Source organism: Pseudomonas sp. R2-7-07, assembly GCF_003852355.1.
Classification (GTDB): domain Bacteria; phylum Pseudomonadota; class Gammaproteobacteria; order Pseudomonadales; family Pseudomonadaceae; genus Aquipseudomonas.
This window is the reverse complement of the sequence record NZ_CP027759.1, coordinates 3,193,660-3,218,999: the sequence shown is the minus strand read 5'-3', so window position 1 is coordinate 3,218,999 and position 25,340 is coordinate 3,193,660. Positions and strand designations below refer to the sequence as shown.

19 protein-coding genes are annotated in these 25,340 nt (G+C 62.7%); 11 read left to right on the top strand and 8 right to left on the bottom strand.

Annotated elements, in window-relative coordinates; translation table 11 throughout:
- The first annotated feature begins 3 nt into the window (after positions 1-3).
- From cobN to C4J86_RS14620, 3 genes are read left to right on the top strand one after another with little or no spacing between them, the layout of a single operon-like run.
- Positions 4-3,765 carry a cobaltochelatase subunit CobN gene (gene cobN / locus C4J86_RS14630; RefSeq protein ID WP_124370924.1) on the top strand — a complete coding sequence of 1,254 codons (3,762 nt, stop codon included), beginning with the start codon at positions 4-6 and terminating at the stop codon, positions 3,763-3,765.
- On the top strand, positions 3,765-4,763 hold the full coding sequence (locus tag C4J86_RS14625; RefSeq protein WP_124370923.1) for an ATP-binding protein: 999 nt from the start codon (positions 3,765-3,767) through the stop codon (positions 4,761-4,763). The genes cobN and C4J86_RS14625 overlap by 1 nt, the downstream gene beginning before the upstream one ends.
- A 53-nt stretch (positions 4,764-4,816) precedes the next feature.
- Complete coding sequence (locus tag C4J86_RS14620) at positions 4,817-5,419, top strand: VWA domain-containing protein (protein WP_124372435.1); 603 nt, start codon at positions 4,817-4,819, stop codon at positions 5,417-5,419.
- Between the two features lie 108 nt (positions 5,420-5,527).
- Here C4J86_RS14620 and C4J86_RS14615 read toward each other — a convergent pair whose 3' ends face one another.
- Complete coding sequence (locus C4J86_RS14615) at positions 5,528-6,475, bottom strand: DUF1853 family protein (protein ID WP_124370922.1); 948 nt, start codon at positions 6,473-6,475, stop codon at positions 5,528-5,530.
- 155 nt (positions 6,476-6,630) lie between these two features.
- Here C4J86_RS14615 and C4J86_RS14610 point away from each other — a divergent pair, with 155 nt between their 5' ends.
- Genes C4J86_RS14610 through pepN form a run of 6 tightly spaced genes read left to right on the top strand, consistent with a single transcriptional unit; the run spans position 6,631 to position 13,131 of the window.
- Positions 6,631-7,521, top strand: coding sequence for an NAD(+) kinase (locus C4J86_RS14610; protein ID WP_057725186.1), 891 nt, complete (start codon positions 6,631-6,633; stop codon positions 7,519-7,521).
- Positions 7,521-8,492, top strand: a complete 972-nt coding sequence (locus tag C4J86_RS14605) for a metallophosphoesterase (protein ID WP_124367265.1) — start codon at positions 7,521-7,523, stop codon at positions 8,490-8,492. The genes C4J86_RS14610 and C4J86_RS14605 overlap by 1 nt, the downstream gene beginning before the upstream one ends.
- Positions 8,489-9,358: a rhomboid family intramembrane serine protease gene (locus C4J86_RS14600; protein ID WP_124370921.1), complete on the top strand. Its 870-nt coding sequence runs from the start codon at positions 8,489-8,491 to the stop codon at positions 9,356-9,358. The genes C4J86_RS14605 and C4J86_RS14600 overlap by 4 nt, the downstream gene beginning before the upstream one ends.
- A gap of 14 nt (positions 9,359-9,372) precedes the next feature.
- Positions 9,373-9,633, top strand: coding sequence for a YeaC family protein (locus tag C4J86_RS14595; RefSeq protein WP_124367263.1), 261 nt, complete (start codon positions 9,373-9,375; stop codon positions 9,631-9,633).
- Entirely contained in the window at positions 9,630-10,460 is an 831-nt protein-coding gene (locus C4J86_RS14590) for a DUF2797 domain-containing protein (protein ID WP_164487684.1), read from the top strand. Before C4J86_RS14595 ends, C4J86_RS14590 begins: the two co-directional genes overlap by 4 nt.
- 13 nt (positions 10,461-10,473) lie before the next feature.
- Positions 10,474-13,131 carry an aminopeptidase N gene (gene pepN, locus C4J86_RS14585; RefSeq protein WP_124370920.1) on the top strand — a complete coding sequence of 886 codons (2,658 nt, stop codon included), beginning with the start codon at positions 10,474-10,476 and terminating at the stop codon, positions 13,129-13,131.
- 778 nt (positions 13,132-13,909) lie between these two features.
- Here pepN and C4J86_RS14580 read toward each other — a convergent pair.
- The 5 genes from C4J86_RS14580 to C4J86_RS14560 all read right to left on the bottom strand — a co-directional run bounded on the left by C4J86_RS14580 (position 13,910) and on the right by C4J86_RS14560 (position 18,894).
- Entirely contained in the window at positions 13,910-14,326 is a 417-nt protein-coding gene (locus C4J86_RS14580; RefSeq protein WP_124370919.1) for a cupin domain-containing protein, read from the bottom strand.
- Positions 14,327-14,409: 83 nt separating this feature from the next.
- A complete protein-coding gene (locus C4J86_RS14575; RefSeq protein WP_124370918.1) occupies positions 14,410-15,843 on the bottom strand; it encodes a PLP-dependent aminotransferase family protein in 1,434 nt (477 codons plus the stop codon).
- A gap of 69 nt (positions 15,844-15,912) precedes the next feature.
- Positions 15,913-16,680, bottom strand: a complete 768-nt coding sequence (locus tag C4J86_RS14570; RefSeq protein ID WP_124363102.1) for an SDR family oxidoreductase — start codon at positions 16,678-16,680, stop codon at positions 15,913-15,915.
- 22 nt (positions 16,681-16,702) lie between these two features.
- Positions 16,703-17,770: a phosphotransferase family protein gene (locus C4J86_RS14565; RefSeq protein WP_124370917.1), complete on the bottom strand. Its 1,068-nt coding sequence runs from the start codon at positions 17,768-17,770 to the stop codon at positions 16,703-16,705.
- A gap of 170 nt (positions 17,771-17,940) precedes the next feature.
- Entirely contained in the window at positions 17,941-18,894 is a 954-nt protein-coding gene (locus C4J86_RS14560) for a 2-hydroxyacid dehydrogenase (RefSeq protein ID WP_124370916.1), read from the bottom strand.
- 268 nt (positions 18,895-19,162) lie between these two features.
- Between C4J86_RS14560 and C4J86_RS14555 the strand changes: the two genes are divergently transcribed.
- A complete protein-coding gene (locus tag C4J86_RS14555; protein WP_124370915.1) occupies positions 19,163-20,440 on the top strand; it encodes a serine/threonine transporter in 1,278 nt (425 codons plus the stop codon).
- Positions 20,441-20,862: 422 nt separating this feature from the next.
- Here C4J86_RS14555 and acnB read toward each other — a convergent pair whose 3' ends face one another.
- Positions 20,863-23,472 (bottom strand): bifunctional aconitate hydratase 2/2-methylisocitrate dehydratase, encoded by a 2,610-nt coding sequence (gene acnB, locus C4J86_RS14550; protein WP_124372434.1) that lies wholly within the window; start codon positions 23,470-23,472, stop codon positions 20,863-20,865.
- Between the two features lie 396 nt (positions 23,473-23,868).
- Between acnB and C4J86_RS14545 the strand changes: the two genes are divergently transcribed.
- Entirely contained in the window at positions 23,869-24,339 is a 471-nt protein-coding gene (locus C4J86_RS14545; RefSeq protein ID WP_124370914.1) for a DUF1289 domain-containing protein, read from the top strand.
- 120 nt (positions 24,340-24,459) lie between these two features.
- On the opposite strand, the gene C4J86_RS14540 is transcribed toward C4J86_RS14545, so the two are convergent.
- Positions 24,460-25,323: a universal stress protein gene (locus C4J86_RS14540; RefSeq protein WP_124370913.1), complete on the bottom strand. Its 864-nt coding sequence runs from the start codon at positions 25,321-25,323 to the stop codon at positions 24,460-24,462.
- Positions 25,324-25,340: the final 17 nt, after the last annotated feature.

Below are 25,340 nucleotides of genomic sequence, written 5' to 3'. Positions count from 1 at the left end.
CCCATGCACCTGCTCAGGACCCAGCCCGGTGGCTTCGTCGCGGACGACAACATCGCCGACCTTGGGCAAACCCCCGCCGAGCTGGTGATCCTGTGCAGCGGCGATTCCAGCCTGGCGCTGCTTGCCGAGGCGGCCCGGCAGTTGCCCGAGGATTACCCCAGCCTGCGCCTGGCCAACCCGATGCAGGTGCAAAACCATGCCTCGGTCGACCTGTACGTCGATGAAGTGCTGCGCCACGCCAAGGTCATCCTGATTTCGCTGCATGGCGGCATCGGCTACTGGCGTTATGGCGTCGAGCGCCTGGTGGCGTTGGCGGAGCGCGGCGTCACGCTGATCCTGGTACCGGGGGATGATCGGCCAGACCCGGAGCTCAGCGGCTTGAGCACCGTGGAGGCGCCCGAGCGTGACCGGTTGTGGCAGTTCCTGCGCCAGGGTGGCCTGGGTAACGCGCTGGATTTCTATCGCTGCCTGGCCGCCGGCTATCTGGGGCGCGACTATGCCTGGGCAGAGCCGCAAAGCTTGCCGCGCACCTCGATCTACCACCCGCATACCGCCAACGCCCACCTGGCTGATTGGCAGGCGCAGTGGCAGGCTGATTTTCCGGTGGCGGCGGTGCTGTTCTACCGCTCGCATTTGCAGGCCGCCAATACCGGGTTTATCGATGTGTTCTGCCAGCGCCTGCAGGCGGCGGGCCTTAACCCCTTACCGATCGCAGTCGCCAGTTTGAAAGAGCCCGGTTGCCTGGCGGTGGTCGAAGACCTGTTGGATGAGGTGCAGGCGGCGGTGATCCTCAACACCACCGGCTTTGCTCAATCGAGCCCCGAAGCGCCGCATCTGCGCCCGTTTCGCCGCAATATCCCGGTGATCCAGGCGATCTGCGCCCAGGACAATCAGCCCGGCTGGCAGGCCAGCGAACAAGGCCTGGGCCCTCGCGACCTGGCGATGCACATCGCCTTGCCGGAGTTGGACGGGCGCATCATCAGCCGGCCGATCAGCTTCAAAGACCTGGCCTGGCGCAGTGAGCGCAGCCAGTCGGACGTGGTGTGCTACCGCGCCGCGCCCGAACGCATGGACTTTGTCGCCGAACTGGCGCGCCGCTGGGTCGAGCTGGCGCGGGTGCCGAATGAGCACAAGCGCGTGGCCTTGATCCTGGCCAATTATCCAACCCGCGACGGCCGTATCGGCAATGGCGTGGGCCTGGATACGCCGGCGGCGGCGCTGAATATCCTGCGCGCGCTGCACGCCGAAGGGTATCCGGTGCCTGCCACCTTGCCGGACAGCGGCACGGCCTTGATCCATGCGTTGCTGGGCGGCGTCACCAACGACCTCGACAGCCTCGACCTGCGCCCGTGTCATCAGAGCCTTGCGCTGGACGACTACGCGGCGATGTTTCAACGCCTGCCCGAAGCCAATCGCCAGGCCGTGCTGGAGCGCTGGGGCGCGCCCCATCAGGACCCGATGTGCCGCGACGGTCGCCTGATGATCGCCGGCCTGCGCCTGGATCAAACCTTTGTGGGCATCCAGCCGGCGCGCGGTTACCAGGTCGACCCGAGTGCGGTGTATCACGACCCCGACCTGGTGCCGCCCCACGGCTATCTGGCGTTCTATTTCTGGCTGCGCCATACCTACGGCGCCCATGCGCTGATTCACGTTGGCAAGCACGGCAACCTCGAATGGCTGCCGGGCAAGGGCGTGGGCCTGTCGGAGAACTGCTGGCCGGACGTGCTGCTCGGCCCGCTGCCGAATATCTACCCCTTTATCGTCAACGATCCCGGCGAAGGCGCCCAGGCCAAGCGGCGCACCCAGGCGGTGATCATCGACCATTTGATGCCGCCCCTGACCCGCGCCGAAACCTACGGCCCGCTGCGCAACCTGGAGCTGCTGGCCGACGAATATTATGAAGCGCAGTTGCTCGACCCACGACGCGCGCTGGAACTGCAGAAAGACATTCTCAAGCTGGTGCGCGAAACCCATATCGACCAGGAGCTTGAGCTGGACGGCAATGCCGATGCCGACAGTTGGTTACCGCGCCTGGATACCTACCTGTGTGACTTGAAGGAATCCCAGATCCGCGACGGCCTGCATATCTTTGGCGAGTCGCCGGCGGGGCGCTTGCGCATCGATACCTTGCTGGCCTTGTTGCGCATCCCTCGGGGCGATGGCCGTGGCGCGCAATCGAGCCTGTTGCGGGTGCTGGCCAAGGCGTTCGACCTGGGCTTCGACCCCCTGGACTGCGCGCTCGCCGAGCCGTGGACCGGGCGTCGGCCCGAGGTGTTGCGCGACCTTGACGCGCAGCTGTGGCGCACCGCCGGCGACACCCGCGAGCGTCTGGAGCTGTACGCGGCGCGCTTGATCGAGCAGGCGCTGGAAGGGCCGCTGGAAGAGTTGGAGGAACCTGGCTGGGAGGACGTGAAGGCCGTTGTCGAAAGCCTGCGCGTGGTCGTGGCGCCGCGTCTGGATGCCTGCGGCCCGGCAGAAATGCGCGGCCTGCTGGACGCCTTGAGCGGTCGCTTCGTGCCGGCCGGCCCCAGCGGCGCGCCGAGCCGCGGCCGCCTGGATGTGCTGCCCACCGGGCGCAATTTCTTCACGGTGGATGTGCGCAACCTGCCGACCACCACGGCCTGGCGCATTGGGTTCCAGTCGGCCAACCTGCTGCTCGAACGGCATCTGCAGGACCACGGCGATCATCTGCGCCAGATGGGCCTGTCGGTGTGGGGCACGGCCACCATGCGCACCGGCGGCGACGATATCGCCCAGGCCATGGCGCTGATGGGCGTGCGGCCGGTCTGGGCCACCGGCAGCCAGCGCGTGGATGACTTCGAGATCCTGCCGATCAGCCTGTTGGATCGTCCCCGCGTCGACGTGACGTTGCGCGTGTCCGGCTTCTTCCGCGACGCGTTCGCCAACCTGATCCGCCTGTTCGATGCGGCGGTACAAGCGGTCGCTGCCCTGGACGAGCCGGACGACATGAACCCGCTGGCCGCCAAGGTGCGCAGTGAGCGCCAGGCCTTGCGCGAATCGGGCCTGGATGAAGAGGCTGCGGCGAAACAGGCCGGTTGGCGCATTTTCGGCGCCAAGCCGGGGGCCTATGGCGCGGGCGTGCAGGGCGCGATTGACGGCCGCCTGTGGCAAAGCCGCGAAGACTTGGCCGAGGTCTACCTGAACTGGGGCGGCTACGCCTATGGCGGCGCTGACGAAGGCACCGCCGCCCGCGAGCAGTTCGCCCAGCGCTTGGGCCAGGTGCAGGCGGTGTTGCAGAACCAGGACAACCGCGAACACGATGTGCTCGACTCCAACGATTACTATCAATTCCAGGGCGGCATGCTCGCCGCTGTGGAAACCCTGAGCGGCGCCAAGGCCGCCAGCTACCATGGCGACCACAGCCAGCCGGACCTGCCGAAGATCCGCACCTTGAAGGAAGAGCTCAACCGAGTCATTCGCTCCCGCGCGGCCAACCCCAAGTGGATCGACGGCGTGAAGCGTCACGGCTACAAAGGTGCGTTTGAAATGGCCGCGACCGTGGACAACCTGTTCGCCTTCGACGCCACCACGGCACTGATCGACGACCACCAATACGCGTTGCTCGCCGACGCCTATCTGCTCGACCCAGACACCCGCGCCTTTGTGCAACAACACAACCCCGACGCCCTGCGCGACATGGCCGAGCGCCTGCTCGAAGCCCAGCAGCGCGGCCTGTGGCAAGCGCCGGGCGCCTACCGCGAAGCGTTGGAAAACCTGTTGCTGGATATAGAAGAAGACCGCTGATGACCGATATTCCGCATTTTCCGCTGGCCGCCGTGGTCGGTGCCGACGCGCTGAAACTGGCGCTGTGCCTGACCGCGATCGATCCTCAAATCGGCGGTGTGCTGATCGAAGGCCCGCGCGGCATGGCCAAGTCCACCCTGGCCCGTGGCCTGGCGGACCTGCTCGCCAGCGGGCAGTTTGTCACCTTGCCCCTGGGCGCTACCGAGGAGCGGCTGGTGGGTACCCTGGATTTGGACGCCGCGCTCGGCGAGGGCCGCGCACAGTTTTCCCCCGGCGTGCTGGCCAAGGCCGATGGCGGCGTGTTGTACGTGGATGAAGTCAACCTGTTGCCCGATCACTTGGTCGATCTGTTGTTGGACGTGGCCGCCAGCGGCACCAACCTGATCGAGCGTGACGGCATCTCCCATCGGCATTCGGCGCGGTTTGTGCTGATCGGCACGATGAACCCGGAGGAGGGGGAGTTGCGTCCACAGCTCCTCGACCGCTTTGGTTTCAACGTGGCGTTGAGCGGGCAAACGCTGCCCGCCGAGCGTGGGCAGATTATTCGTCGTCGCCTGGATTTCGACCGTGATCCCGCTGCGTTCTGTCAGCAGTGGCATGAGCCGCAGGCGGCGCTGCGCGAGCGTTGCACCCAGGCGCGGGCGCGGCTGGACGGTATTGAGCTGGATGATCACGCCTTGGCGCAGATTACCGAACGCTGCTTTGCCGCAGGCGTCGACGGTTTGCGCGCCGACCTGGTCTGGCTGCGGGGCGCCCGCGCCCATGCCGCGTGGCGGGGCGCTGACAGGATTGCCGAAGAAGACATTGAAGCGGTTGCGGAATTTGCCTTGCGTCACCGGCGCCAGGAACAGTCGCCACCGGCCAGCCCGCCGAATCCAGGGCAGTCGCCGCAACCCTCGGATACCTCGCCGGGCCAAGGCCAATGGGGCGACATGCCTGCGCCGGCCCTGGCCACCGGTTCCCGTCGCGATGTGCCCACCTGGCCAAAAAAGCCCTAGGCATTCGCCCCCGACCTGACGCGGGGGCGGATGCCCGGCCCAAGGCGGGGCGACTGGACAATGGCAAGCAGGGCAAGGCGCGCAGCGCAGGGCAGGGCCAGATCGATTGGCCGGGCACCTTGCTCGGCGGCAGGCCGCAGCGTCGTGAAGATTTGCGCTGGCAGGTGCGCAACCGTTCGGCCCATGAGCTGTGGCTGGTGATTGTCGACGCCTCGGCCTCCACCCGACGGCACCGGGCATTGAGCGATGCCAAGGGCCTGTTGGCGCAGCTGTTTGATGACGCCTACCGGCAACGGGCGCGCCTGGCGTTGTTGACCGCCAGCGGGCAGTCGCCGCAGTGGCAGGTGCAGGGTTTGAAGGCCTCGAAAGGCTTGGCGGATTGGCTGGAACAGCTAGGCGCCGGTGGCGGTACGCCGTTGCTGGCAGCCTTGAGCGAGGCGGCCCATTGGTTGGTGGCGCGGCGTAAGCGTTACCCGGCGGAGCAGCAACGGGTGCTGGTGATGACCGATGGGCGGCTCAAGACGATCGATGGGTTGGCGCAGTTGGCGTGTCCGGGGTTACTGGTGGACATCGAGCGCGGGCCGATCAGGCTGGGGCGGGCGCAGGAGTTGGCTGCCGGGTTGCAGCTGGAGTATCGGCATATCGACCAGTTATAGCGCCTGAGCCAATGCAATCGGGAGCAAGCCCCCTCCCACATTTGGAATGCATTCCCCTGTGGGAGGGGGCTTGCTCTCGATAGAGGTCTCCAATTCAGCACAGATTTATCAGAATGCCCCCGGCACATTCGGCCAAAGATCCGCCACTAGAAACAGCCGCTCGGCTTCCTCCCAATCCTCATCCTTCTGCACCAGCCGCACCAGTAACTGCGCGGGCGCCATCGGGTCCAGGTCTGCCAGCCAGCCCTGCATCTGTTCTTCGCTCCACACCTCGCTTGCCGGGTAATGCGCCGGCGCCAACCAGGCATGCCGGGGCAAGGGTTGCCAGCGGCCTGCGGCGCTCGCGCTGACAAAGTCCGGCCAATCCCGCTGATGCAACCAACGCCCACGCAAATGCTGCGGATGGGCGCCATGGGGTGATTCGGCCTGGCCCGGCCACGGATACAGCAGATACCCACCCAGCCACAGGTGTGCATCGAACTGCTGGATATCCAGCGCCGCCAACGCTTCACGGCTTTCCGCGCGCGCCGAAATCGGCAGTTGATGCTGGGCCAGGTGCGCGAGTTTGCGGTCGAGCCGGTCATGGCAGCCCGGGCCCAGCCACTGCGCCGTGTCGCGGCCGTTGCCAGCCTGCGGGCCCAGATACAGCTTGATCGCCAGTTCCAAGTGATGCACGCCATCGCAGTCGCGCAGCAGCATGTCCAGCTCACCCAGGGTGTGCCCGGCGCGGCGGATCGGCAGGTTGGCCGCCAGCAGCTCCACGCCCGGCGCATGTTGCACGGCAAACTGCCACAGGCGCTCATAATAAAGGCCCAGGCGCCGGGTGCGCGCCAGGCTCAGCCAATGCTGCAGCGCGCTGCTGTCCTGATCGAGCGCACGCAGCCAGGCTTCGAGCAACTGCGGCGCCTGTACCCAGTCGCTGCCCGCCAGCGGATGGCGTTGCGGCCATGGCGTGTGTGCGAGCATCGGTGGCGCCAGCATCACCCACGCCAGGTCGCGCACTTCGGGGTGTCGCAGTTGGCGGGGCAGGGCGTGCAAGTCGGGGAACAGAGTCATGGTGCGAGCATAGCCTCTTACGTTGCGTGCAGGTGCTGAGAGCCGCCTGAGAACCATTGTCATCAAGGCTGGGCGGCGACAAAGGATTTTGCCTGAGCCGGCCTTTCGCCCATAATCCTTTCTTTTTGCCACACCCCTATGCCCGCAGGAGCCCCATGGAGCAATTTCGCAATATCGGCATTATCGGTCGCCTGGGCAGTACCCAGGTGCTGGACACCGTCCGCCGGCTGAAAAAATTCCTGCTGGAACGCCACCTGCATGTGATCCTCGAAGACACCATCGGCGAAATCCTGCCGGGCCACGGCCTGCAGACTTCTTCACGCAAGATGCTCGGCGAAGTGTGCGACATGGTCATCGTGGTCGGCGGCGACGGCAGCCTGCTCGGCGCAGCACGGGCGCTGGCGCGGCATAACGTGCCGGTGCTGGGGATCAACCGTGGCAGCCTGGGGTTTCTTACCGATATCCGTCCGGATGAGCTGGAAGTCGAAGTGGCCAAGGTGCTCGACGGCCATTACCTGGTGGAAAACCGCTTCCTGCTGCAGGCCGAAGTGCGCCGCCACGGCGAAGCCATCGGCCAGGGCGATGCCCTCAATGACGTGGTGCTGCATCCGGGCAAATCCACGCGGATGATCGAGTTCGAGCTGTATATCGACGGCCAGTTCGTGTGCAGCCAGAAGGCCGACGGCCTGATCGTCGCCACGCCGACCGGCTCGACCGCGTACGCGCTGTCAGCCGGTGGCCCGATCATGCACCCCAAGCTCGATGCCATTGTGATCGTGCCGATGTACCCCCATATGTTGTCGAGTCGGCCGATTGTGGTCGATGGCAACAGTGAGCTGAAGATCGTGGTGTCCAAAGATATGCAAATCTACCCACAAGTGTCCTGCGACGGGCAGAACCATTTCACCTGCGCTCCCGGCGACACCATCACCGTGAGCAAGAAGGCACAGAAGTTGCGCTTGATCCACCCGCTGGACCACAACTACTACGAAGTGTGCCGCACCAAGCTGGGCTGGGGCAGCCGCTTGGGGGGCGGAGGCGACTGATGCTCGATCCCGCGCGTAGCTACGACCTGATTGGTGACGTGCACGGTTGCGCCCACACGCTGGAGCACTTGCTCGACCAGATGGGTTACCACAAGCAGGGCGGCACCTGGCGGCACCCGTCGCGCATGGCGGTGTTTCTCGGCGATATCATCGACCGTGGCCCGCGCATCCGCGAAGCGCTGCATATCGTCCACGACATGACCGAGGCCGGTCAGGCGCTGTGCATCATGGGCAACCATGAGTTCAATGCGCTGGGTTGGACCACGCCGGCACCGCCGGGCAGTGGCAAGCAGTTCGTGCGCGAGCACACCCCACGCCATGGGCGGCTGATCCAGGAAACCCTGACTCAGTTCGAGCAGCACCCGGCCGACTGGCACGACTTCCTCGGCTGGTTCTACGACATGCCGCTGTTTGTCGACGCCGGGCGTTTCCGGGTGGTGCATGCGTGTTGGGATGAAGGTTTCATCCAGCCGCTGCGCGCCACGTTCCCGGACGGCTGCATCGATCAGCATTTCCTGCAGGCCGCCGCCGTACCGGGCAGTTTCGCCTGTAACGCGTTCGATCGCCTGTTGCGCGGCACCGACATGCGCTTGCCCCACGGGCTCACCCTGACCGGTGGTGATGGCCTGACGCGCTCGTTCTTTCGTACCAAATTCTGGGAAGACGACCCGAAAACCTACGGCGACATCGTGTTCCAGCCCGATGCCCTGCCCGAGCCGGTGGCGCGCACGCCATTGTCCTCCACTGAAAAAAATTCCCTGCTGCGCTATGGCGTCGACGAGCCGCTGTTGTTCGTCGGCCATTACTGGCGCAGCGGCAAACCGGCACCGATCCGCCCGAACCTGGCCTGCCTGGACTACAGCGCGGTGCTGTACGGCAAGCTGGTGGCGTATCGCCTGGACCAGGAAACCCAACTGGATCCGCATAAATTCGTCTGGGTCGACGTTGAGCGACCTGAGGTTAGTCAATGAGTACCGTGGCTGTATTGCGCCTGCCCCTGAGCGTCGACCTGGGCGGTTTCGTCAAGTTGCTGCAACGCATGCAGGTGCCTCATCGCGTCAGCGAGGAAGCCGGCGAACAAGTGCTGTGGGTGCCCGAGAGCATCAGCGACGATGTGCGCGTGTTGTACCAACGCTTTCCCGCCGGTGATCCGGACCAGCAACTGGACATTCCCGAACAGGCGCCCGTGGCGCGGCCAGGGTTTGTCCAGCAGGTCCGCCATAGCCCGGTCACGGCGCTGGTGCTGCTGGCCAGCCTCATCGTCGGCGCGGTGACGCTGCTCGGCGAAAACCTGCAGACCATGGCCTGGCTGACCTTCCTGCCGTTCCGGGTGCTGGGCGAATACATCCAGTTCACGCCGCTGGCCGATAGCCTGGCGTCCGGGCAGTGGTGGCGGTTGGTCACGCCAATGCTGATTCACTTCGGCATCCTGCACCTGGCCATGAATGGCATGTGGTACTGGGAGCTGGGCCGGCGCATCGAAGCGCGCCAGGGCAGCATCAACCTGCTGGGCCTGACCCTGTTGTTCAGCCTGGTCTCCAATTACGCGCAGTATGCGTACGGCGGCCCGGGCCTGTTTGGCGGTTTGTCCGGCGTGTTGTATGGCCTGCTGGGGCATTGCTGGATCTTTCAACTACTCTCGCCCAACCCGGCGTATCGCTTGCCCCGTGGGGTGCTGGCGATGATGCTGGTGTGGCTGGTGCTCTGCCTGTCGGGGCTGGTCTCGATGATCGGCTTCGGCGAAATCGCCAACGCGGCCCATGTGGGCGGCTTGGTTATCGGTTGCCTGACCGGTTTGCTGGGCGGGCTGTACAACCGTCGCAAATCGTCTATTTGATAAGGAAGAGCCTTATGTCCTCTTTTGCTGAAATGATCGAAAACATCACCCCGGACATCTACGAGAGCCTCAAGCTCGCCGTGGAAATCGGCAAGTGGTCCGACGGCCGCAAGCTCACCGCCGAACAGCGCGAGCTGTCGCTGCAAGCGGTGATTGCCTGGGAACTGCAGAACCTGCCCGAAGACCAGCGCACCGGCTATATGGGCCCGCAGGAATGCGCGTCGAAATCGGCACCGGTGCCGAACATCCTGTTCAAGTCGGATGCGATCCATTGATTGAAATCGGTCGCGGTGCAGTCAGCAAAATGTCGGCGAAACTCGGTGAGCCGACCGTTCAATACGCGTTTCGTCTTGGCGACACCGAGGTTGCGGTCAACCCGTTGATCGGCACCCATATTCGCCTGGAATACCTGGGTGCCATTCATTGCAGCCATTGCGGGCGCAAGACCAAAAACAGCTTCAGCCAGGGTTATTGCTACCCATGCATGACCAAGCTGGCCCAGTGTGACCTGTGCATCATGAGTCCCGAGCGCTGCCATTACGACGCTGGCACCTGCCGCGATCCGGGCTGGGGTGAAACCTTCTGCATGACCGACCACGTGGTGTACCTGGCCAACTCGTCGGGGATCAAGGTCGGCATCACTCGCGCCACGCAGTTGCCGACCCGCTGGCTCGACCAGGGCGCCAGCCAGGCGCTGCCGATCATGCGCGTGGCCACCCGCCAGCAATCGGGCTTTGTCGAGGATCTGTTTCGTAGCCAGGTGGCCGACAAAACCAACTGGCGCGCGCTGCTCAAAGGCGATGCGCAATCGGTGGACCTCAAGCAGGTACGCGACGAGTTGTTCGCCTCCTGCGCCGAAGGCTTGCTGGGGTTGCAGGAACGCTTTGGCCTACAGGCCATCCAAACCATTGCCGACATCGAACCGATCGAGATCCGTTACCCGGTGCAGCAGTACCCGGCCAAGATCGTCAGCTTCAACCTGGACAAGAATCCGATTGCCGAAGGCACGCTGCTGGGGATCAAGGGCCAATACCTGATCTTCGACACCGGCGTGATCAATATTCGTAAATACACGGCCTACCAGCTCGCCGTGCATCAGTAGAAGGATGCCTCCCATGCGCACCGAACAACCGAAGATGATTTACCTGAAGGACTATCAGGCGCCGGACTACCTGATCGACGAGACGCACCTGACCTTCGAGTTGTTCGAGGACCACAGCCTGGTCCACGCGCAGCTGGTGATGCGCCGCAACCCCGAGCGCGGCGCCGGGCTGCCGCCGTTGGTGCTGGACGGCCAGCAACTGGAGCTGCTGAGCGTGAACCTCGCCGATCAGGCGCTGACGGCTGCTGACTACCAGTTGACCGACAGCCACCTGACGCTGCAGCCACAGAGCGAAACCTTCACCCTCGACACCACGGTCAAGATTCACCCAGAAACCAACACCGCCCTCGAAGGCCTGTACAAATCCGGTGGCATGTTCTGCACCCAGTGCGAGGCCGAAGGCTTCCGCAAGATCACTTATTACCTCGACCGTCCAGACGTGATGAGCGTGTTCACCACCACGGTGATCGCCGAGCAGCATCGCTACCCGGTGCTGCTGTCCAACGGTAACCCGATTGCCAGCGGCCCCGGCGAAGACGGTCGGCACTGGGCGACCTGGGAAGACCCGTTCAAGAAACCGGCCTACCTGTTTGCCCTGGTGGCCGGTGACCTGTGGTGTGTCGAAGACAGCTTCACCACCATGACCCAGCGCGAAGTCGCGCTGCGCATCTACGTCGAGCCGGAAAACATCGACAAGTGCCAGCACGCCATGACAAGCCTGAAAAAATCCATGCGCTGGGATGAACAGACCTATGGCCGCGAGTACGACCTCGACATCTTCATGATCGTGGCGGTCAACGACTTCAACATGGGCGCCATGGAGAACAAGGGCCTCAATATCTTCAACTCCAGCGCCGTGCTGGCCCGCGCCGAAACCGCCACCGATGCCGCCCACCAGCGTGTCGAAGCCATCGTCGCCCACGAATACTTCCACAACTGGTCGGGCAACCGCGTGACCTGCCGCGACTGGTTCCAGCTGTCGCTCAAGGAAGGCTTCACCGTGTTCCGTGACTCGGGCTTTTCCGCCGACATGAACTCGGCCACGGTCAAGCGCATCCAGGATGTGGCGTACCTGCGTACCCACCAGTTCGCCGAAGACGCCGGCCCCATGGCCCACGCGGTACGCCCGGACAGCTTTATCGAAATCTCCAATTTCTACACCCTGACCGTGTACGAAAAGGGTTCGGAAGTCGTCGGTATGCTCCACACCTTGCTTGGCGCCGAAGGCTTTCGCAAAGGCAGCGACCTGTATTTCGATCGCCACGACGGCCAGGCCGTGACCTGCGATGACTTCATCAAGGCCATGGAAGACGCCAACGGCGTCGACCTCAGCCAATTCAAGCGCTGGTACAGCCAGGCCGGCACGCCGCGTCTGGCGGTGAGCGAGTCCTTTGATGCGGCGGCCAAGACCTACAGCCTGACCTTCCGCCAGAGCTGCCCGCCAACCCCGGACAAGGTGGAAAAACTGCCGTTCGTGATCCCGGTTGAGCTGGGTCTGCTGGACGGCAACGGCGCCGCTATCGCCTTGCGTCTGGACGGTGAAGCCACGGCCGGCGCTACCTCCCGCGTGATCTCGGTCACCGAAGCCGAGCAGACCTTCACCTTTGTTGACGTCGCGCAAAAACCCTTGCCTTCACTGCTGCGTGGCTTCTCGGCACCGGTGAAACTGAGCTTCCCGTATGACCGCGACCAATTGATGTTCCTGATGCAGCACGACAGCGACGGCTTCAACCGCTGGGACGCCGGCCAGCAGTTGTCGGTGCAGGTGTTGCAGGAACTGATCGGCCAGCATCAGGCGGGGCAGCCGCTGAAGCTCGATCAACGCCTGATCGACGCGTTGCGCACGGTATTGAGCGACGAACGCCTGGACCAGGCCATGGTCGCCGAGATGCTCTCGTTGCCGAGCGAAGCCTACCTGGCCGAAATCAGTGAAGTGGCGGATGTCGATGCGATCCACGCCGCCCGCGAATTTGCCCGCAAGCAGTTGGCCGACAACCTGTTTGAAGGGCTGTGGCTGCGCTATCAGGCCAACCGTGACCTGTCCCGGAAAACGCCCTACGTGGCAGAGGCCGAGCACTTTGCCCGGCGTGCCCTGCAAAACATCGCGCTGTCCTACCTGATGCTCAGCGGCAAGCCAGAAGTGCTGGCGGCGACCCTGGACCAATTCGACACCAGCGACAACATGACCGAGCGCCTGACGGCCCTGGCCGTGTTGGTGAACTCGCCGTTCGAAGCGGAAAAAGCCCAGGCGCTGGCGGTGTTTGCCGAGAACTTCAAGGACAACCCGCTGGTCATGGACCAATGGTTCAGCGTACAGGCCGGCAGCACCCTGCCGGGCGGGCTGGCGCGGGTCAAGGCGTTGATGGAACACCCGGCGTTCACCATCAAGAACCCGAACAAAGTGCGCGCCCTGATTGGCGCATTTGCCGGGCAGAACCTGATCAACTTCCACGCGGCGGATGGTTCGGGCTACCGTTTCCTGGCGGACCTGGTGATCCAGCTCAACACGCTGAACCCACAGATTGCGTCGCGCCAGTTGGCACCGCTGACGCGCTGGCGTAAATACGACGCCGCACGGCAGGCGCTGATGAAGGCGGAACTGGAACGCATTCTGGGCTCGGGCGAGCTGTCCAGCGATGTGTTCGAGGTGGTCAGCAAGAGCCTTGCCTGACACGCGAAGGCTGAATCTCACCATTCGAAATGTGGGAGGGGCTTGCTCCCCGATAACGGTGCATCAGTTGGCTTATTCAGCAACTGACACGCAGCCATCGGTAACCACGATGCGAAGCGAGCCGCTCTTGATTTTGCTTTTGATCTAGGCGCCCCGTTAAACCACGCTGGCCGGAATTCGATATTGATTTGGGGGGTAAACCGGCAGGGATGCCGGTTTAGCCGCCCCGCGCCATGGATGGCGCGTGGCGGCGGCCCCCCAAATCAATGTCGGATTACGGGCACACCGAGCCTAGGCGAGGTGCCGAGTGGTGGGGCAAGAGCCCTTTGGTTACTTTGGGGCTCTTTTCCAAAGTGACCCGCCGTCAGGGCGAACCCTAAGTCGCCGTTACCGCAGCAACGGATATGTACTCGCCCTGATCCGACATCCTGGTCGGCTGTCAGGCCGCCATCGGGGGCAAGCCCTAATGCCAGTCAGTTAAGGCTTTTTGTAGGAGCGAGCTTGCTCGCGAAGAACTCAGGGCCTCCGCGTTTATTCAGAATGAACGCGTTGCCTAGGCGTTTTTCGCGAGCAAGCTCACTCCTACAGTGGACCACTTTCGCTTAACTGACTGGCATTAGGGCAAGCCCCCTCCCACATTTGGATCGCGCGGCATCAGTCAGTTAGCTATAGGCCTCCAGGTCGCCACGGGAGCAAGCTCCCTCGCCACAGGTTCAGGGCTACGCCAAAGGTGTGTAGATACCTATGGCCATCGGGGGCAAGCCCCCTACCACATTTTTTATTCCGAGGCGGCTTGGTGGGCAAGCGGCGCCAGCACCTCGGCCTTGTCGTCCAGCACCATCACCACCAGCAGCCTGGCAGGCTGGGTCTGGCTGGCGTTGCTCGATTCGAAGTGCCGCGAACCGGCGGGCTCGTAGAACGACTCGCCGGCCTTGTAGGTCACGGCTTTCTCATCGTTGACCCGTGAAGTGACTGCACCTTCCAGCACATAAGCCACGGCAGTGCCGGTATGGCTGTGGGGCACGGTGGCCTGGCCGGGGGCGTAGTCCACGGTGAGCATGATGGTTTTCTTGCCGGGCACGTTGGTCAAGGCGTGCTCCTGTAGCACCTTGAGGGTTTCCTGGTTGTACACCGGCTCGTGGCCGTAGGCCGTGAGCGAGGTGAGTATCGCAGCGGTGGCGAGCAGTCGTTTCATGATGGGGTTCCACGGGGTTGGAGACCTGTTCACCCTACGCCCGGGGGCAGGATCGACCAATGACCAATCCGCCGGAAAACCCCCTAGCCAATCCGCAACAGGATGTCGCGCACCCTATCCAGCGCCGGGTCGATATCGAGGGTTTCGATGGCACCGAAGCCGAGAATCAGCCCCGGCCGTGGCGCAACGTCGTGGAAAAAACCATCCAGGGGGTACAAACCCACCTCCACCTCGCGCGCCAGCTGCATCAACAGCGGGATGTCCACCGGCACTTTGCACAGTGCCGCCAGGTGGAACCCGGCCACCGTCGGCACCGCCTCGAACCAGGGCGACAGGTCGCCCGCCAGGCGCTGCAGGATCCGTTCGCGCCGCCCCGCATACACGTTGTGGCAGCGGCGAATATGTTTGAGCAGGTAGCCTTCGCTGATGAACTTGGCCAGCGCCCATTGCGGCAGGGTAGAGCTGTGCTGGTCGGTCAATTGCTTGGCCTTGAGCACCGCGCCATGGATCGCCGGCGGCAGCACCGCGTAGCCCAGGCGCAACTCGGGTAGCAGGGTTTTCGAAAAGGTCCCGACGTAGGTCACCACGCCTCGCGTGTCCAGGCTTTGCAGGGAGTCGGTGGGGCGGCCCTGGTAGCGGAACTCACTGTCGTAGTCGTCTTCGATGATGATCGCGCCGAGTTCGATCGCGCGGTCCAGCAAGGCTTTGCGCCGCGCCAGGCTCATGGGCATGCCGAGGGGAAACTGGTGGGACGGCGTCACGTAGACGAGCCGCGTGCCCTCGGGGATCTGGTCGACCTGAATGCCCTGTGCATCGACCGGAACGCTGGCGACCTTCGCCCCCATCGCCAAGAACAACTGGCGCGCCGGGCTGTAGCCAGGGTCTTCCATGGCGACGATGCTGCCTGGCTCGAGGACCACGCGGGCGATCAGGTCCAGCGCCTGCTGCGCGCCATTGGTCACCACGATGTCACTGGCGCGGCATTTCACCCCGCGTGAAAACGCGATATGCCCGGCGATGGCCTCGCGCAGTGCCGGCAAGCCCTCCGGTTGGCTATAGAAACCGCTGTTCTTGGCGATACGGCGTAACGCATCCTGGGTGCAGCGCCGCCATTCTTCCTGGGGGAACTGACTGCGCGTGGTTGCCCCGCCGATGAATTCGTAGCGCAGGATGTCGCCGCTGGCGGGGTGGTGCATAGGCGAGGGCAGTGCCGCCCATTTGCTCAGGTTGGCGGCGCAAGCCAGGTCGGTGGCGGTCTGTACACGGTCGGGCTGCGGTGCCCACGCATTGACGAAAGTGCCTCGGCCAATCCTGCCGACCAGCAGGCCTTCATACGTCAAGGTGGCGTAGGTATCCGAGACCGTTTTGCGCGATACGCCCAATTGCTCGGCGAGCAGCCGGCTGGGCGGCAATTGCGCGCCGGCTGCCAGCCGCCCGGTGGCGATGGCTTCGCGCAGTTGCTGGTAAAGCTGGGCCGCCAGGTCCTTGCGGCCATTGATGACGAGGTGCAGTTCCATGTTTCATCCTGGGGCAGATCGATCTGCGCCAAGGTTACGCGCAAATCGATCGGAAGAAACCCGGCGGCCTCAGGACAGGAAACCACCGTCCACATTCAACGACACACCGGTGGTGTAGCTCGACGCATCGCTGGCCAGGAACAGCACCGCGCCGGCCATTTCGCTGGGGTCGGCCACGCGCTTGAGCGGTATCTGCGCCAGGGCCATCTTCAGGATCGCGTCGTTCTTGACCAGCGCCGAGGCGAACTTGGTGTCGGTCAGGCCTGGCAGCAGCGCGTTGCAACGAATGCCGAATTCGGCGCATTCCTTGGCGAACACTTTGGTCATGTTGATCACGGCGGCCTTGGTCACCGAATAGATGCCCTGGAACACGCCAGGGGAAATGCCGTTGATCGAGGCGACGTTGATGATGCTGCCACCGCCGTTGTCACGCATCAGCTTGCCGGCTTCCACCGACATGAAGAAGTAGCCGCGGATGTTCACGTCGACGGTTTTCTGGAACGCGCCGAGGTCAGTGTCCAGCACGTTGCAGAACTGTGGGTTGGTCGCGGCGTTGTTGACCAGGATGTCCAGGCGGCCGAACTGTTCACGGATACCGGCGAACACCTGGGTGATCTGCTCCATTTCACCGATATGGCAGGCCACTGCAGTGGCCTTGCCGCCGTCGGCGATGATCGCGTCGGCAACGTGCTGGCAGCCTTCGAGTTTGCGGCTGGAGACAATCACATGGGCGCCTTGCTGGGCCAGCAGCTTGGCGATGGCCTCGCCGATGCCACGGCTGGCGCCGGAAACGAAAGCGATCTTGCCGTCGAGGTCGAACAGGTGGGTCTTGGACATGAAGGGTTCCTTGTGATTGTTATCAGAGGGCGGATTTGCCGATGACCGCCAGGCTCATCTGTTCCAGCAGCTTGTTCATGTGGATGAACTGGGCAAAACGTTTGTCCTGGGTCTGGCCATGGAAGAAGCGGTAATAGATCTGCTGCACGATGCCGGCCAGGCGGAACAGGCCGTAGGTGTAGTAGAAGTCGAAATTGTCGATCTGGATGCCCGAGCGTTCGGCGTAGTAGTCGACGAACTGGCGGCGGGTGAGCATGCCGGGCGCATTGCTTGGCTGGCGACGCATCGACTGCACGGGCGCGGGGTCAGCGGCTTCGATCCAGTAGGCGAGGGTGTTGCCCAGGTCCATCAACGGGTCGCCGAGGGTGGTCAGCTCCCAGTCGAGCACGCCGATGATCTGCATCGGGTTGCGCGGGTCGAGAATCACATTGTCGAAGCGATAGTCGTTGTGCACGATGCTGGAGGTCGGGTGGTCGGCCGGCATTTTATCGTTGAGCCAGGCGCGCACGGTTTCCCAGCGCGGTGCATCGGGGGTCAGGGCTTTTTCGTAGCGCTCGCTCCAGCCGCGGATCTGGCGTTCCACGTAGCCTTGGGGCTTGCCCAGGTCGGCCAGGCCGCAGGCGGTGTAGTCGACCTGATGCAGTTCGACGAATTTGTCGATAAAGCTTTTGCACAACGCTTCGGTTCGGCTCGCGTCCAGGCCCAGTTCGGCCGGCAGGTCGGAGCGCAAAATAATCCCATTGACCCGTTCCATGACATAGAACTCGGCGCCGATCACCGTTTCATCGGTGCAGTGCACGTAGGCCTTGGGGCAATACGGAAAGCCATCCTTGAGCTGGTTGAGAATGCGGTATTCACGCCCCATGTCGTGGGCAGACTTGGCCTTGTGGCCGAATGGCGGGCGACGCAACACGAATTCCTGGTCCGGGTATTCCAGCAGATAGGTCAGGTTGGAGGCACCGCCGGGAAACTGGCTGATCTTGAGCGTGCCGTGCAGGCCGGGAATATGGGCCTTGAGGTAGGGATCGATCAGGCCGGCATCAAGTTCTTCGCCGGGGCGAATCTGGGTCGATTGGTCGTTAAGCGCCATGCTTATCCCTTCTGCTTATTTTAAAGGCCTTGGACTATTGGCTAATCTAATGCGCGTCACCGCCCAGCGACAAGGTCGGGGCGGCTTAATAGGTTAGCGTGTTGGGGAATGATCAGCGGGCCTGATCCACGCAAATCACCAGGGCGGCACGGCCCCGGCGCGGGTATTCGCTACGGGTTGCGCGACGGGAGTGTCACGGGGGTCAGTACAGGGCGACCGGCAAAGTATTCCACCAGATTGTCGGCGACCCGCTGCACGGTGTCGTGGGTGGCTTCGGGCGACAGGCCGGCTACATGGGAAGTCAGCACGGTATTGTTCAGGCGCTTGAGCGCATCGGGCACCTTGGGTTCGTCGTCGAAGACGTCCAGCGCGGCGCCGCCGATACGTCGCTGTTCCAGCGCAGCCACCAGGTCGGCGGTGACCACCACGCTGCCACGACCGATATTGACCAGATAACCGTTCGGCCCCAGGGCGTCGAGGGCGTGGCGATCGATCAGGTGGCGAGTGCCGGCGCCACCGGGCGTGGCCAGGATCAGGAAATCCGAGGTGCGCGCCAGCTCCACGGCGGTTGAGCAGTAGGTGTAATCCACGTCATCGCGTGGTTGGCGGTTGTGGTAGCTGACCTCCATGCCAAACCCCAGGGACGCGCGCTTGGCGATCTCCAGGCCCACGGCGCCCAGCCCGAGAATCCCCAATTGCTTGCCGCCCAGGGAAGGGCGCATCACCTTCGGCCATTCACTGCGGCGCACGGCGGCGTCAGTCTGGGGGATACCGCGCACCAGCGACAGCAGCAAGGCCATGGCATGGTCAGCCACCGACGGCGCATTCACCCCGGCGCCGTTAGTCACCACAATCCCACGGTTGGCGGCGGCCTGCAGGTCTACATGTTCGTAGCCGGCACCAATCACGCAGATGATCTCCAGCAACGGCAGCGCGGCGATTTCCTCGGCATACAGCCCCAGCGGGCCACGGGTGAGCACAGCCTTGATCTGCCCGCCATGGGCCTTGATCGCCTGGGCACGTTCGACAGGCGTCGGTGCCAGGATCACATGGAAATCATTGCTCTCGATGATTTGCAGGTATTCGTTGATGGTCTCAACCAGGACCAGAACAGTGGTAGTCATGCAAGGTTCTTCCTGAAGTGCTTGAGCGCATGAGTATGCGGGATTTGTAAGACGGAACGTAGGTTGCTGTAGGAGCGAGCTTGCTCTCGAACGAAGTTGAGTGCGCTACGCATTACCGTGCAGCCGGCTCCACCACCGAACCATTCCTCAGCTAACTCTTTGCTTATGCACGAGAATCCCGGACAATCGCGTCCCTGTTGAGGTCGGGGCGCTGCCTGTCAGGTTTTTCTGACTCGTCCCGGCCGTGTGAATGCGGAGATCCGACCGGATGAATGATCAGGCCAATAGCGTCGATGAACGCTATGCAACGACACCTGCAATGCTCACAAGCTGGAGCCGCCAGGACACCACCTGGATGCTTGGGCTGTTCGGCACCGCCATCGGCGCCGGTACTTTGTTCTTGCCGATCAACGCGGGCCTGGGGGGCTTCTGGCCGCTGGTGATCCTGGCGCTGCTGGCCTTCCCAATGACGTTCTTTGCCCACCGTGGGCTGACGCGTTTCGTACTCTCCGGCCGGGAAGGCTCCGACATCACCGATGTGGTCGAAGAGCATTTCGGCATTAAAGCCGGCGCATTGATCACCTTGCTGTACTTCTTTGCGATCTTCCCGATCCTGCTGATCTACAGCGTGGCCCTGACCAACACCGTCAGCAGCTTCATGGAACACCAACTGCACATCATGCCGCCGCCTCGGGCAGTCCTGGCGTTTGTGCTGATCCTGGGCTTGCTGGCGGTGGTGCGTTGCGGCGAAAAGGTGATCGTCAAGGCCATGAGCCTGATGGTGTATCCGTTTATCGTTGCCTTGCTGTTCCTCGCCGTGTACCTGGTGCCGCATTGGACGGGCGGCATCCTGAGTACCGCCCGTGAGATTCCGGCGCCGTCGGCCTTGCTTAACACCTTGTGGCTGGCGATTCCGGTGATGGTGTTCTCGTTCAACCACTCGCCGATCATCTCGGCCTTCGCGGTGGACCAGAAACGTCAGTATGGCGCACACGCCGACGAGCGCAGCTCGCAGATCCTGTCCCGCGCGCACCTGTTGATGGTGGTGATGGTGCTGTTCTTCGTGTTCAGCTGCGTGCTGACCCTGTCACCGGCGCAGTTGGCCGAGGCGAAAGCGCAGAACCTGTCGATCCTGTCGTACCTGGCCAACCACTTTGACAACCCGACCATCGAGTTCGCCGCGCCGTTGATTGCATTCGTGGCAATTGCCAAGTCGTTCCTGGGCCACTACATCGGTGCCAGCGAGGGCCTCAAGGGCCTGGTGCTGAAGACCGGCCGCCGTCCGGCAGCCAAGTCCCTGGACCGCATGACGGCTGCCTTCATGCTGGTGGTGTGCTGGATTGTCGCCACGCTTAACCCGAGCATCCTCCGCATGATCGAGACCCTGGGCGGGCCGGTGATTGCATCGATCCTGTTCCTGATGCCGATGTACGCCATCCGCAAAGTGCCGGCCATGGCCAAGTATCGGGGGCAGGCGTCGAATGTGTTTGTCACGGCGGTGGGGTTGGTGGCGATTACTGCATTGGTGTATTCGCTGATGGCTTAAAGTCTGAAGCAGCCTCCAAAGCTGTCCGAGATCCAAATGTGGGAGGGGGCTTGCTCCCGATGACGGTGTATCAGTCAACGATGAATTGACTGAACCACTGCTATCGGGAGCAAGCCCCCTCCCACATGTGTTTGGTGGTGTTGCTGAAATTGTATTCCAGGCATAAAAATGCTGTGTATCTCCAGGTGTCGATCACTGCTCTGGTTGACTCGCTGATTGCTTAAGGTCTGAAGCAGCCTGCAAGGACTCCAAAGATCCAAATGTGGGAGGGGGCCTGCCCCCGATGGCGGTGTATCAGTCACCTATGAATTGACTGAACCACTGCTATCGGGAGCAAGCCCCCTCCCACATTTGTTTGTATTCCAGGCATAAAAAACGCCGCGTACCTTGCGATACGCGGCGCCTGTCACATCAACACACCGTTAAGCTTGAATCACCGGGATGTTGGCGCTTGCCGCGATCTTGCGGAACTCGGCGATCTGGTCGAAGTTCAGGTAGCGGTAGACGTCACTGGCCATGGTGTCCAGTTTCGCCGCGTAGCCCATGTACTCTTCGACGGTCGGCAGGCGACCCAGGGTAGAGGCAACTGCCGCCAGCTCGGCCGAGGCCAGGTAGACGTTGGCGCCATCGCCCAGACGGTTCGGGAAGTTACGGGTCGAGGTCGACACCACGGTCGAATTCGGCTCTACACGCGCCTGGTTACCCATGCACAGCGAGCAGCCCGGCATTTCCATGCGCGCGCCAGCCTTGCCGTAGATGCCGTAGTAGCCTTCTTCGGTCAGCTGGTGGGCGTCCATCTTGGTCGGCGGCGACAGCCACAGACGGGTTGGCAACTGGCCCTTGACCTGCTCCAGCAGCTTACCGGCAGCGCGGAAGTGACCGATGTTGGTCATGCACGAACCGATGAACACTTCGTCGATCTTCTCACCGGCAACGCTCGACAGCAGACGGGCATCGTCCGGGTCGTTCGGTGCGCAGAGGATCGGCTCGTTGATTTCCGACAGGTCGATCTCGATGATTTCGGCGTATTCGGCGTCGGCATCGGCTTCCATCAGCTCCGGGTTGGCAACCCAGGCTTCCATCGCTTGGGCGCGACGTTCCAGGGTGCGTGGATCGCCGTAGCCTTCGCCGATCATCCAGCGCAGCAAGGTGATGTTGGAGTTCAGGTACTCGGTGACGGAGTCCTTGGACAGCTTGATGGTGCAACCGGCAGCCGAACGTTCAGCCGAGGCGTCGGACAGCTCGAAAGCCTGTTCCAGCGTCAGATCGTTCAGGCCTTCGATTTCCAAGATGCGGCCGGAGAAGGCGTTTTTCTTGCCTTTCTTCTCTACGGTCAGCAGGCCAGCCTGGATCGCGTAGTAAGGAATGGCATGCACCAGGTCACGCAGGGTGATGCCAGGCTTCATCTTGCCTTTGAAGCGCACCAGGATCGATTCCGGCATATCCAGCGGCATCACGCCGGTGGCAGCGGCGAACGCGACCAGACCGGAGCCGGCCGGGAACGAGATGCCCATCGGGAAGCGGGTGTGAGAGTCACCACCGGTACCGACGGTGTCCGGCAGCAGCATGCGGTTCAGCCAGCTGTGGATAATGCCGTCGCCTGGACGCAGCGATACACCGCCACGGGTCATGATGAAGTCAGGCAGGGTGTGGTGGGTGGTCACGTCGATCGGCTTTGGATAAGCCGCGGTGTGGCAGAACGACTGCATCACCAGGTCGGTCGAGAAGCCCAGGCACGCCAGGTCTTTGAGTTCATCACGGGTCATCGGACCGGTGGTGTCCTGGGAACCGACGGTGGTCATCTTCGGTTCGCAGTAGGTGCCAGGGCGCACGCCTTTGCCTTCCGGCAGGCCGCACGCCTTGCCGACCATTTTCTGCGCCAGGGTGAAGCCCTTGCCGGTGTCGACAGGCGCTTCAGGCAGCTTGAACAGGTCGGTAGGGCCCAGGCCCAGTTCGGCACGGGCCTTGTCAGTCAGGCCACGACCGATGATCAGCGGAATACGGCCGCCGGCGCGTACTTCGTCCAACAGCACCGGGGTCTTCATTTCGAAGGTGGTGATGACTTCATCGGTGCCGTGTTTGCAGACTTTGCCAGCATGCGGGTACAGGTCGATCACGTCGCCCATGTGCATGTTGGTGACGTCGAACTCGATCGGCAGTGCGCCCGCATCTTCCATGGTGTTGTAGAAGATCGGAGCGATTTTGCTGCCGAAGCAGAAACCGCCGGCGCGCTTGTTCGGAACAAAGGGAACGTCATCGCCGAAGAACCACAGCACGGAGTTGGTTGCCGATTTACGCGACGAACCGGTACCGACCACGTCGCCGACGTAAGCGATCGGGAAGCCTTGGCCGCGCATTTCTTCGATCTGCTTCATCGGGCCGGTCTTGCCTTGCTCGTCCGGTACGATGCCTTCACGGGCCATTTTCAGCATGGCCAGGGCGTGCAGCGGGATGTCAGGGCGCGACCAGGCGTCCGGGGCAGGGGACAGGTCGTCGGTGTTGGTTTCGCCGGTGACCTTGAATACGCGCAGGCTGATCTTGTCAGCCAGGGTCGGACGGTTGCGGAACCATTCGCCGTCGGCCCAGGACTGGATCACGCCTTTGGCGTGTTCGTTGCCATTGCGGGCTTTTTCCGCCACGTCGTGGAACGCATCGAACATCAGCAGGGTGTGCTTGAGTTGGGCGGCCGCGACAGGCGCAAGGGTGGCGTCGTCCAGCAGCTCGACCAACGTCACGATGTTGTAGCCGCCTTGCATGGTGCCAAGCAGTTCAACAGCGCGCTTTTTGTCGATCAGGGGGGAGGTGGCTTCGCCCTTGGCCAGGGCGGACAGGAAACCGGCCTTGACGTAGGCAGCTTCGTCAACGCCCGGTGGAATGCGGTTGGTGATCAGGTCAACGAGGAATTCTTCTTCGCCAGCCGGAGGATTTTTCAGCAGCTCGACCAGGCCTGCGGTTTGTTCGGCGTTAAGCGGCTGGGGCACGATACCCAGGGCGGCACGCTCTTCGATATGTTTGCGGTAGGCTTCAAGCACAGTTATTACCCTCATCAGTGGTCCCACGGGACGCTCATCCAGGAATGACCGGCACGCGTGCGCTCGGGGGCTTTTTGGGCCGCAAAGCCAGCGCTGCCGACCGTCCTTACAGAAGCTGCTTTCAAAGTTTTACGCCTGCAGAACGGAGCTGATGAGGGTTGGCGCAAGTGTTGACCTACCGGGGTCAAACCTGCGCCAACACCGTTCTGAAGGAACGACTGTGCTCGTGACGCTTTGAAAACAGCTTCCAGCGGATTATTGGCGCCTTACAAGGCCGGGTGATTCTACGGCAAAAAAAATCTAAAGGTAAGTTGCGTCACCAAGTTTGCAGGGTGATCAACCTTAGACAAAGGGCTAACATGGCGCACTGTTTCGCTGATCTGCGTGTTTTCGCCCATGTCCAACCAAACCATCAAGACCCCCTGCGTCGGCCTGTGCTCCACGGTCTACGGCGATCTCGTGTGTCGCGGCTGCAAGCGCTTTCACCACGAAGTGATCCAGTGGAATGGCTATAACGAAGAAGAAAAGCGTGCGGTCTGGCTCAGGCTCGAGCAATTGCTGGTGCAGGTGATGGCCGGCAAAGTCGAGGTTTTCGACCCCAAGACCCTGCGCGGGCAACTGGAACAGCGCAAGATTCGCTTCGTGCCGCACCAGTCCGAGTATTGCTGGGCCTATCAGTTGATTGCGCGTGGGGCGCGGGTGATCAATAACCTGGAGGCCTACGGCATGGTGCTGCTGCCGGAGTTTCGCGAGTGGCCCTTGCCAGACCTGCGCGATGCGATTGATCGGGAATTCTTTATCTTGTCCGAGGCGCATTACCAGCGTTATATCGCACCGGGATTCCTTAAAGATGCGCTATCTACCTGACGGTAAAGATCAAAATGTGGGAGGGGGCTTGCTCCCGATGGCGGTGTGTCAGTCACTTTTGAATCGACTGACCCACCGCCATCGGGAGCAAGCCCCCTCCCACATTTGATCCTCATTGCTTCAGGCTTGGGTGGCCAGTTCTTCAAGATGGTCCATCAGCGTCTGCGGCTTGAGCACCAACACATCGCCTTCCACCGCATCCAGCACCACCTCCGCTGTATTGCCGATCAACGCCCCGGAAATTCCGGTGCGCGCCACGGTGCCGATAATCGTCAGTGCCGCCTGCAACTGGTGGGCGAGATGCGGAATCAGCACATCCGCCGGGCCCTCCTTGATATGCAGGTGCGCGTCATCCACATCGAATTCGGCCTGGAAGGCCTGGCACTGCTCGCGATAACGCGCCTCGATAGTTTCCCGCAGTTGAAACGTCGGGTCCGCCGCGGAGAGCATCGGCGAGGGATGCGCGCTGATCACATGCAACTGCGCCTTGGCCAGGCTGGCGATATCAAAGCCGTGGTCGATGATGGAGTTATGCAGCGAGCGGTGTTCGCTGTCGGTATTGCCTACGTCGACGGCCGCCAGAATCACGCCGCCGGCCCAGGGCGTGGCGGTCTTGACCAGCAGCACGGGCGTCGGGCAATAGCGCAGCAGTTTCCAGTCTGCTGGGGTCAGCAGGGCTTTTTTCAGTGGGCTGTCGGCAAAGTGCTGCTTGATCACCAGGCCGCAGCCCTCGGCCTGCTGCACGTCGATGATGGTTTCATGCAGGCTGTCGTTCCACGCCTGTTCGGTCGTGACGCTGTACCCGTCCTCCTGCAGGCCGGATTTGAGCAGGCTCAGCAGCGCCGAATGCTCATGCTTTCTGTCACAGACCAGCAAATGCAGGTGCGCGTCGGTGACCCCGGCGATCAGCTTCGCGCGCTTGAGGGCCAGGCTTTCGGGATGCTCGGGCTCGATGACCACCAGGATGCTGCGGATGGCTTGCATGGTCGGTTCTCCAGGAG

Bases quoted from the DNA above. Each gene is read 5' to 3' on its own strand.
- cobN (WP_124370924.1), top strand. From the start codon at position 4: ATGCACCTGCTCAGGACCCAGCCCGGTGGCTTCGTCGCGGACGACAAC.
- C4J86_RS14625 (WP_124370923.1), top strand. From the start codon at position 3,765: ATGACCGATATTCCGCATTTTCCGCTGGCCGCCGTGGTCGGTGCCGAC.
- C4J86_RS14615 (WP_124370922.1), bottom strand. From the start codon at position 6,475: ATGACTCTGTTCCCCGACTTGCACGCCCTGCCCCGCCAACTGCGACAC.
- C4J86_RS14610 (WP_057725186.1), top strand. From the start codon at position 6,631: ATGGAGCAATTTCGCAATATCGGCATTATCGGTCGCCTGGGCAGTACC.
- C4J86_RS14605 (WP_124367265.1), top strand. From the start codon at position 7,521: ATGCTCGATCCCGCGCGTAGCTACGACCTGATTGGTGACGTGCACGGT.
- C4J86_RS14600 (WP_124370921.1), top strand. From the start codon at position 8,489: ATGAGTACCGTGGCTGTATTGCGCCTGCCCCTGAGCGTCGACCTGGGC.
- C4J86_RS14595 (WP_124367263.1), top strand. From the start codon at position 9,373: ATGTCCTCTTTTGCTGAAATGATCGAAAACATCACCCCGGACATCTAC.
- pepN (WP_124370920.1), top strand. From the start codon at position 10,474: ATGCGCACCGAACAACCGAAGATGATTTACCTGAAGGACTATCAGGCG.
- C4J86_RS14580 (WP_124370919.1), bottom strand. From the start codon at position 14,326: ATGAAACGACTGCTCGCCACCGCTGCGATACTCACCTCGCTCACGGCC.
- C4J86_RS14575 (WP_124370918.1), bottom strand. From the start codon at position 15,843: ATGGAACTGCACCTCGTCATCAATGGCCGCAAGGACCTGGCGGCCCAG.
- C4J86_RS14570 (WP_124363102.1), bottom strand. From the start codon at position 16,680: ATGTCCAAGACCCACCTGTTCGACCTCGACGGCAAGATCGCTTTCGTT.
- C4J86_RS14565 (WP_124370917.1), bottom strand. From the start codon at position 17,770: ATGGCGCTTAACGACCAATCGACCCAGATTCGCCCCGGCGAAGAACTT.
- C4J86_RS14560 (WP_124370916.1), bottom strand. From the start codon at position 18,894: ATGACTACCACTGTTCTGGTCCTGGTTGAGACCATCAACGAATACCTG.
- C4J86_RS14555 (WP_124370915.1), top strand. From the start codon at position 19,163: ATGAATGATCAGGCCAATAGCGTCGATGAACGCTATGCAACGACACCT.
- C4J86_RS14545 (WP_124370914.1), top strand. From the start codon at position 23,869: ATGTCCAACCAAACCATCAAGACCCCCTGCGTCGGCCTGTGCTCCACG.
- C4J86_RS14540 (WP_124370913.1), bottom strand. From the start codon at position 25,323: ATGCAAGCCATCCGCAGCATCCTGGTGGTCATCGAGCCCGAGCATCCC.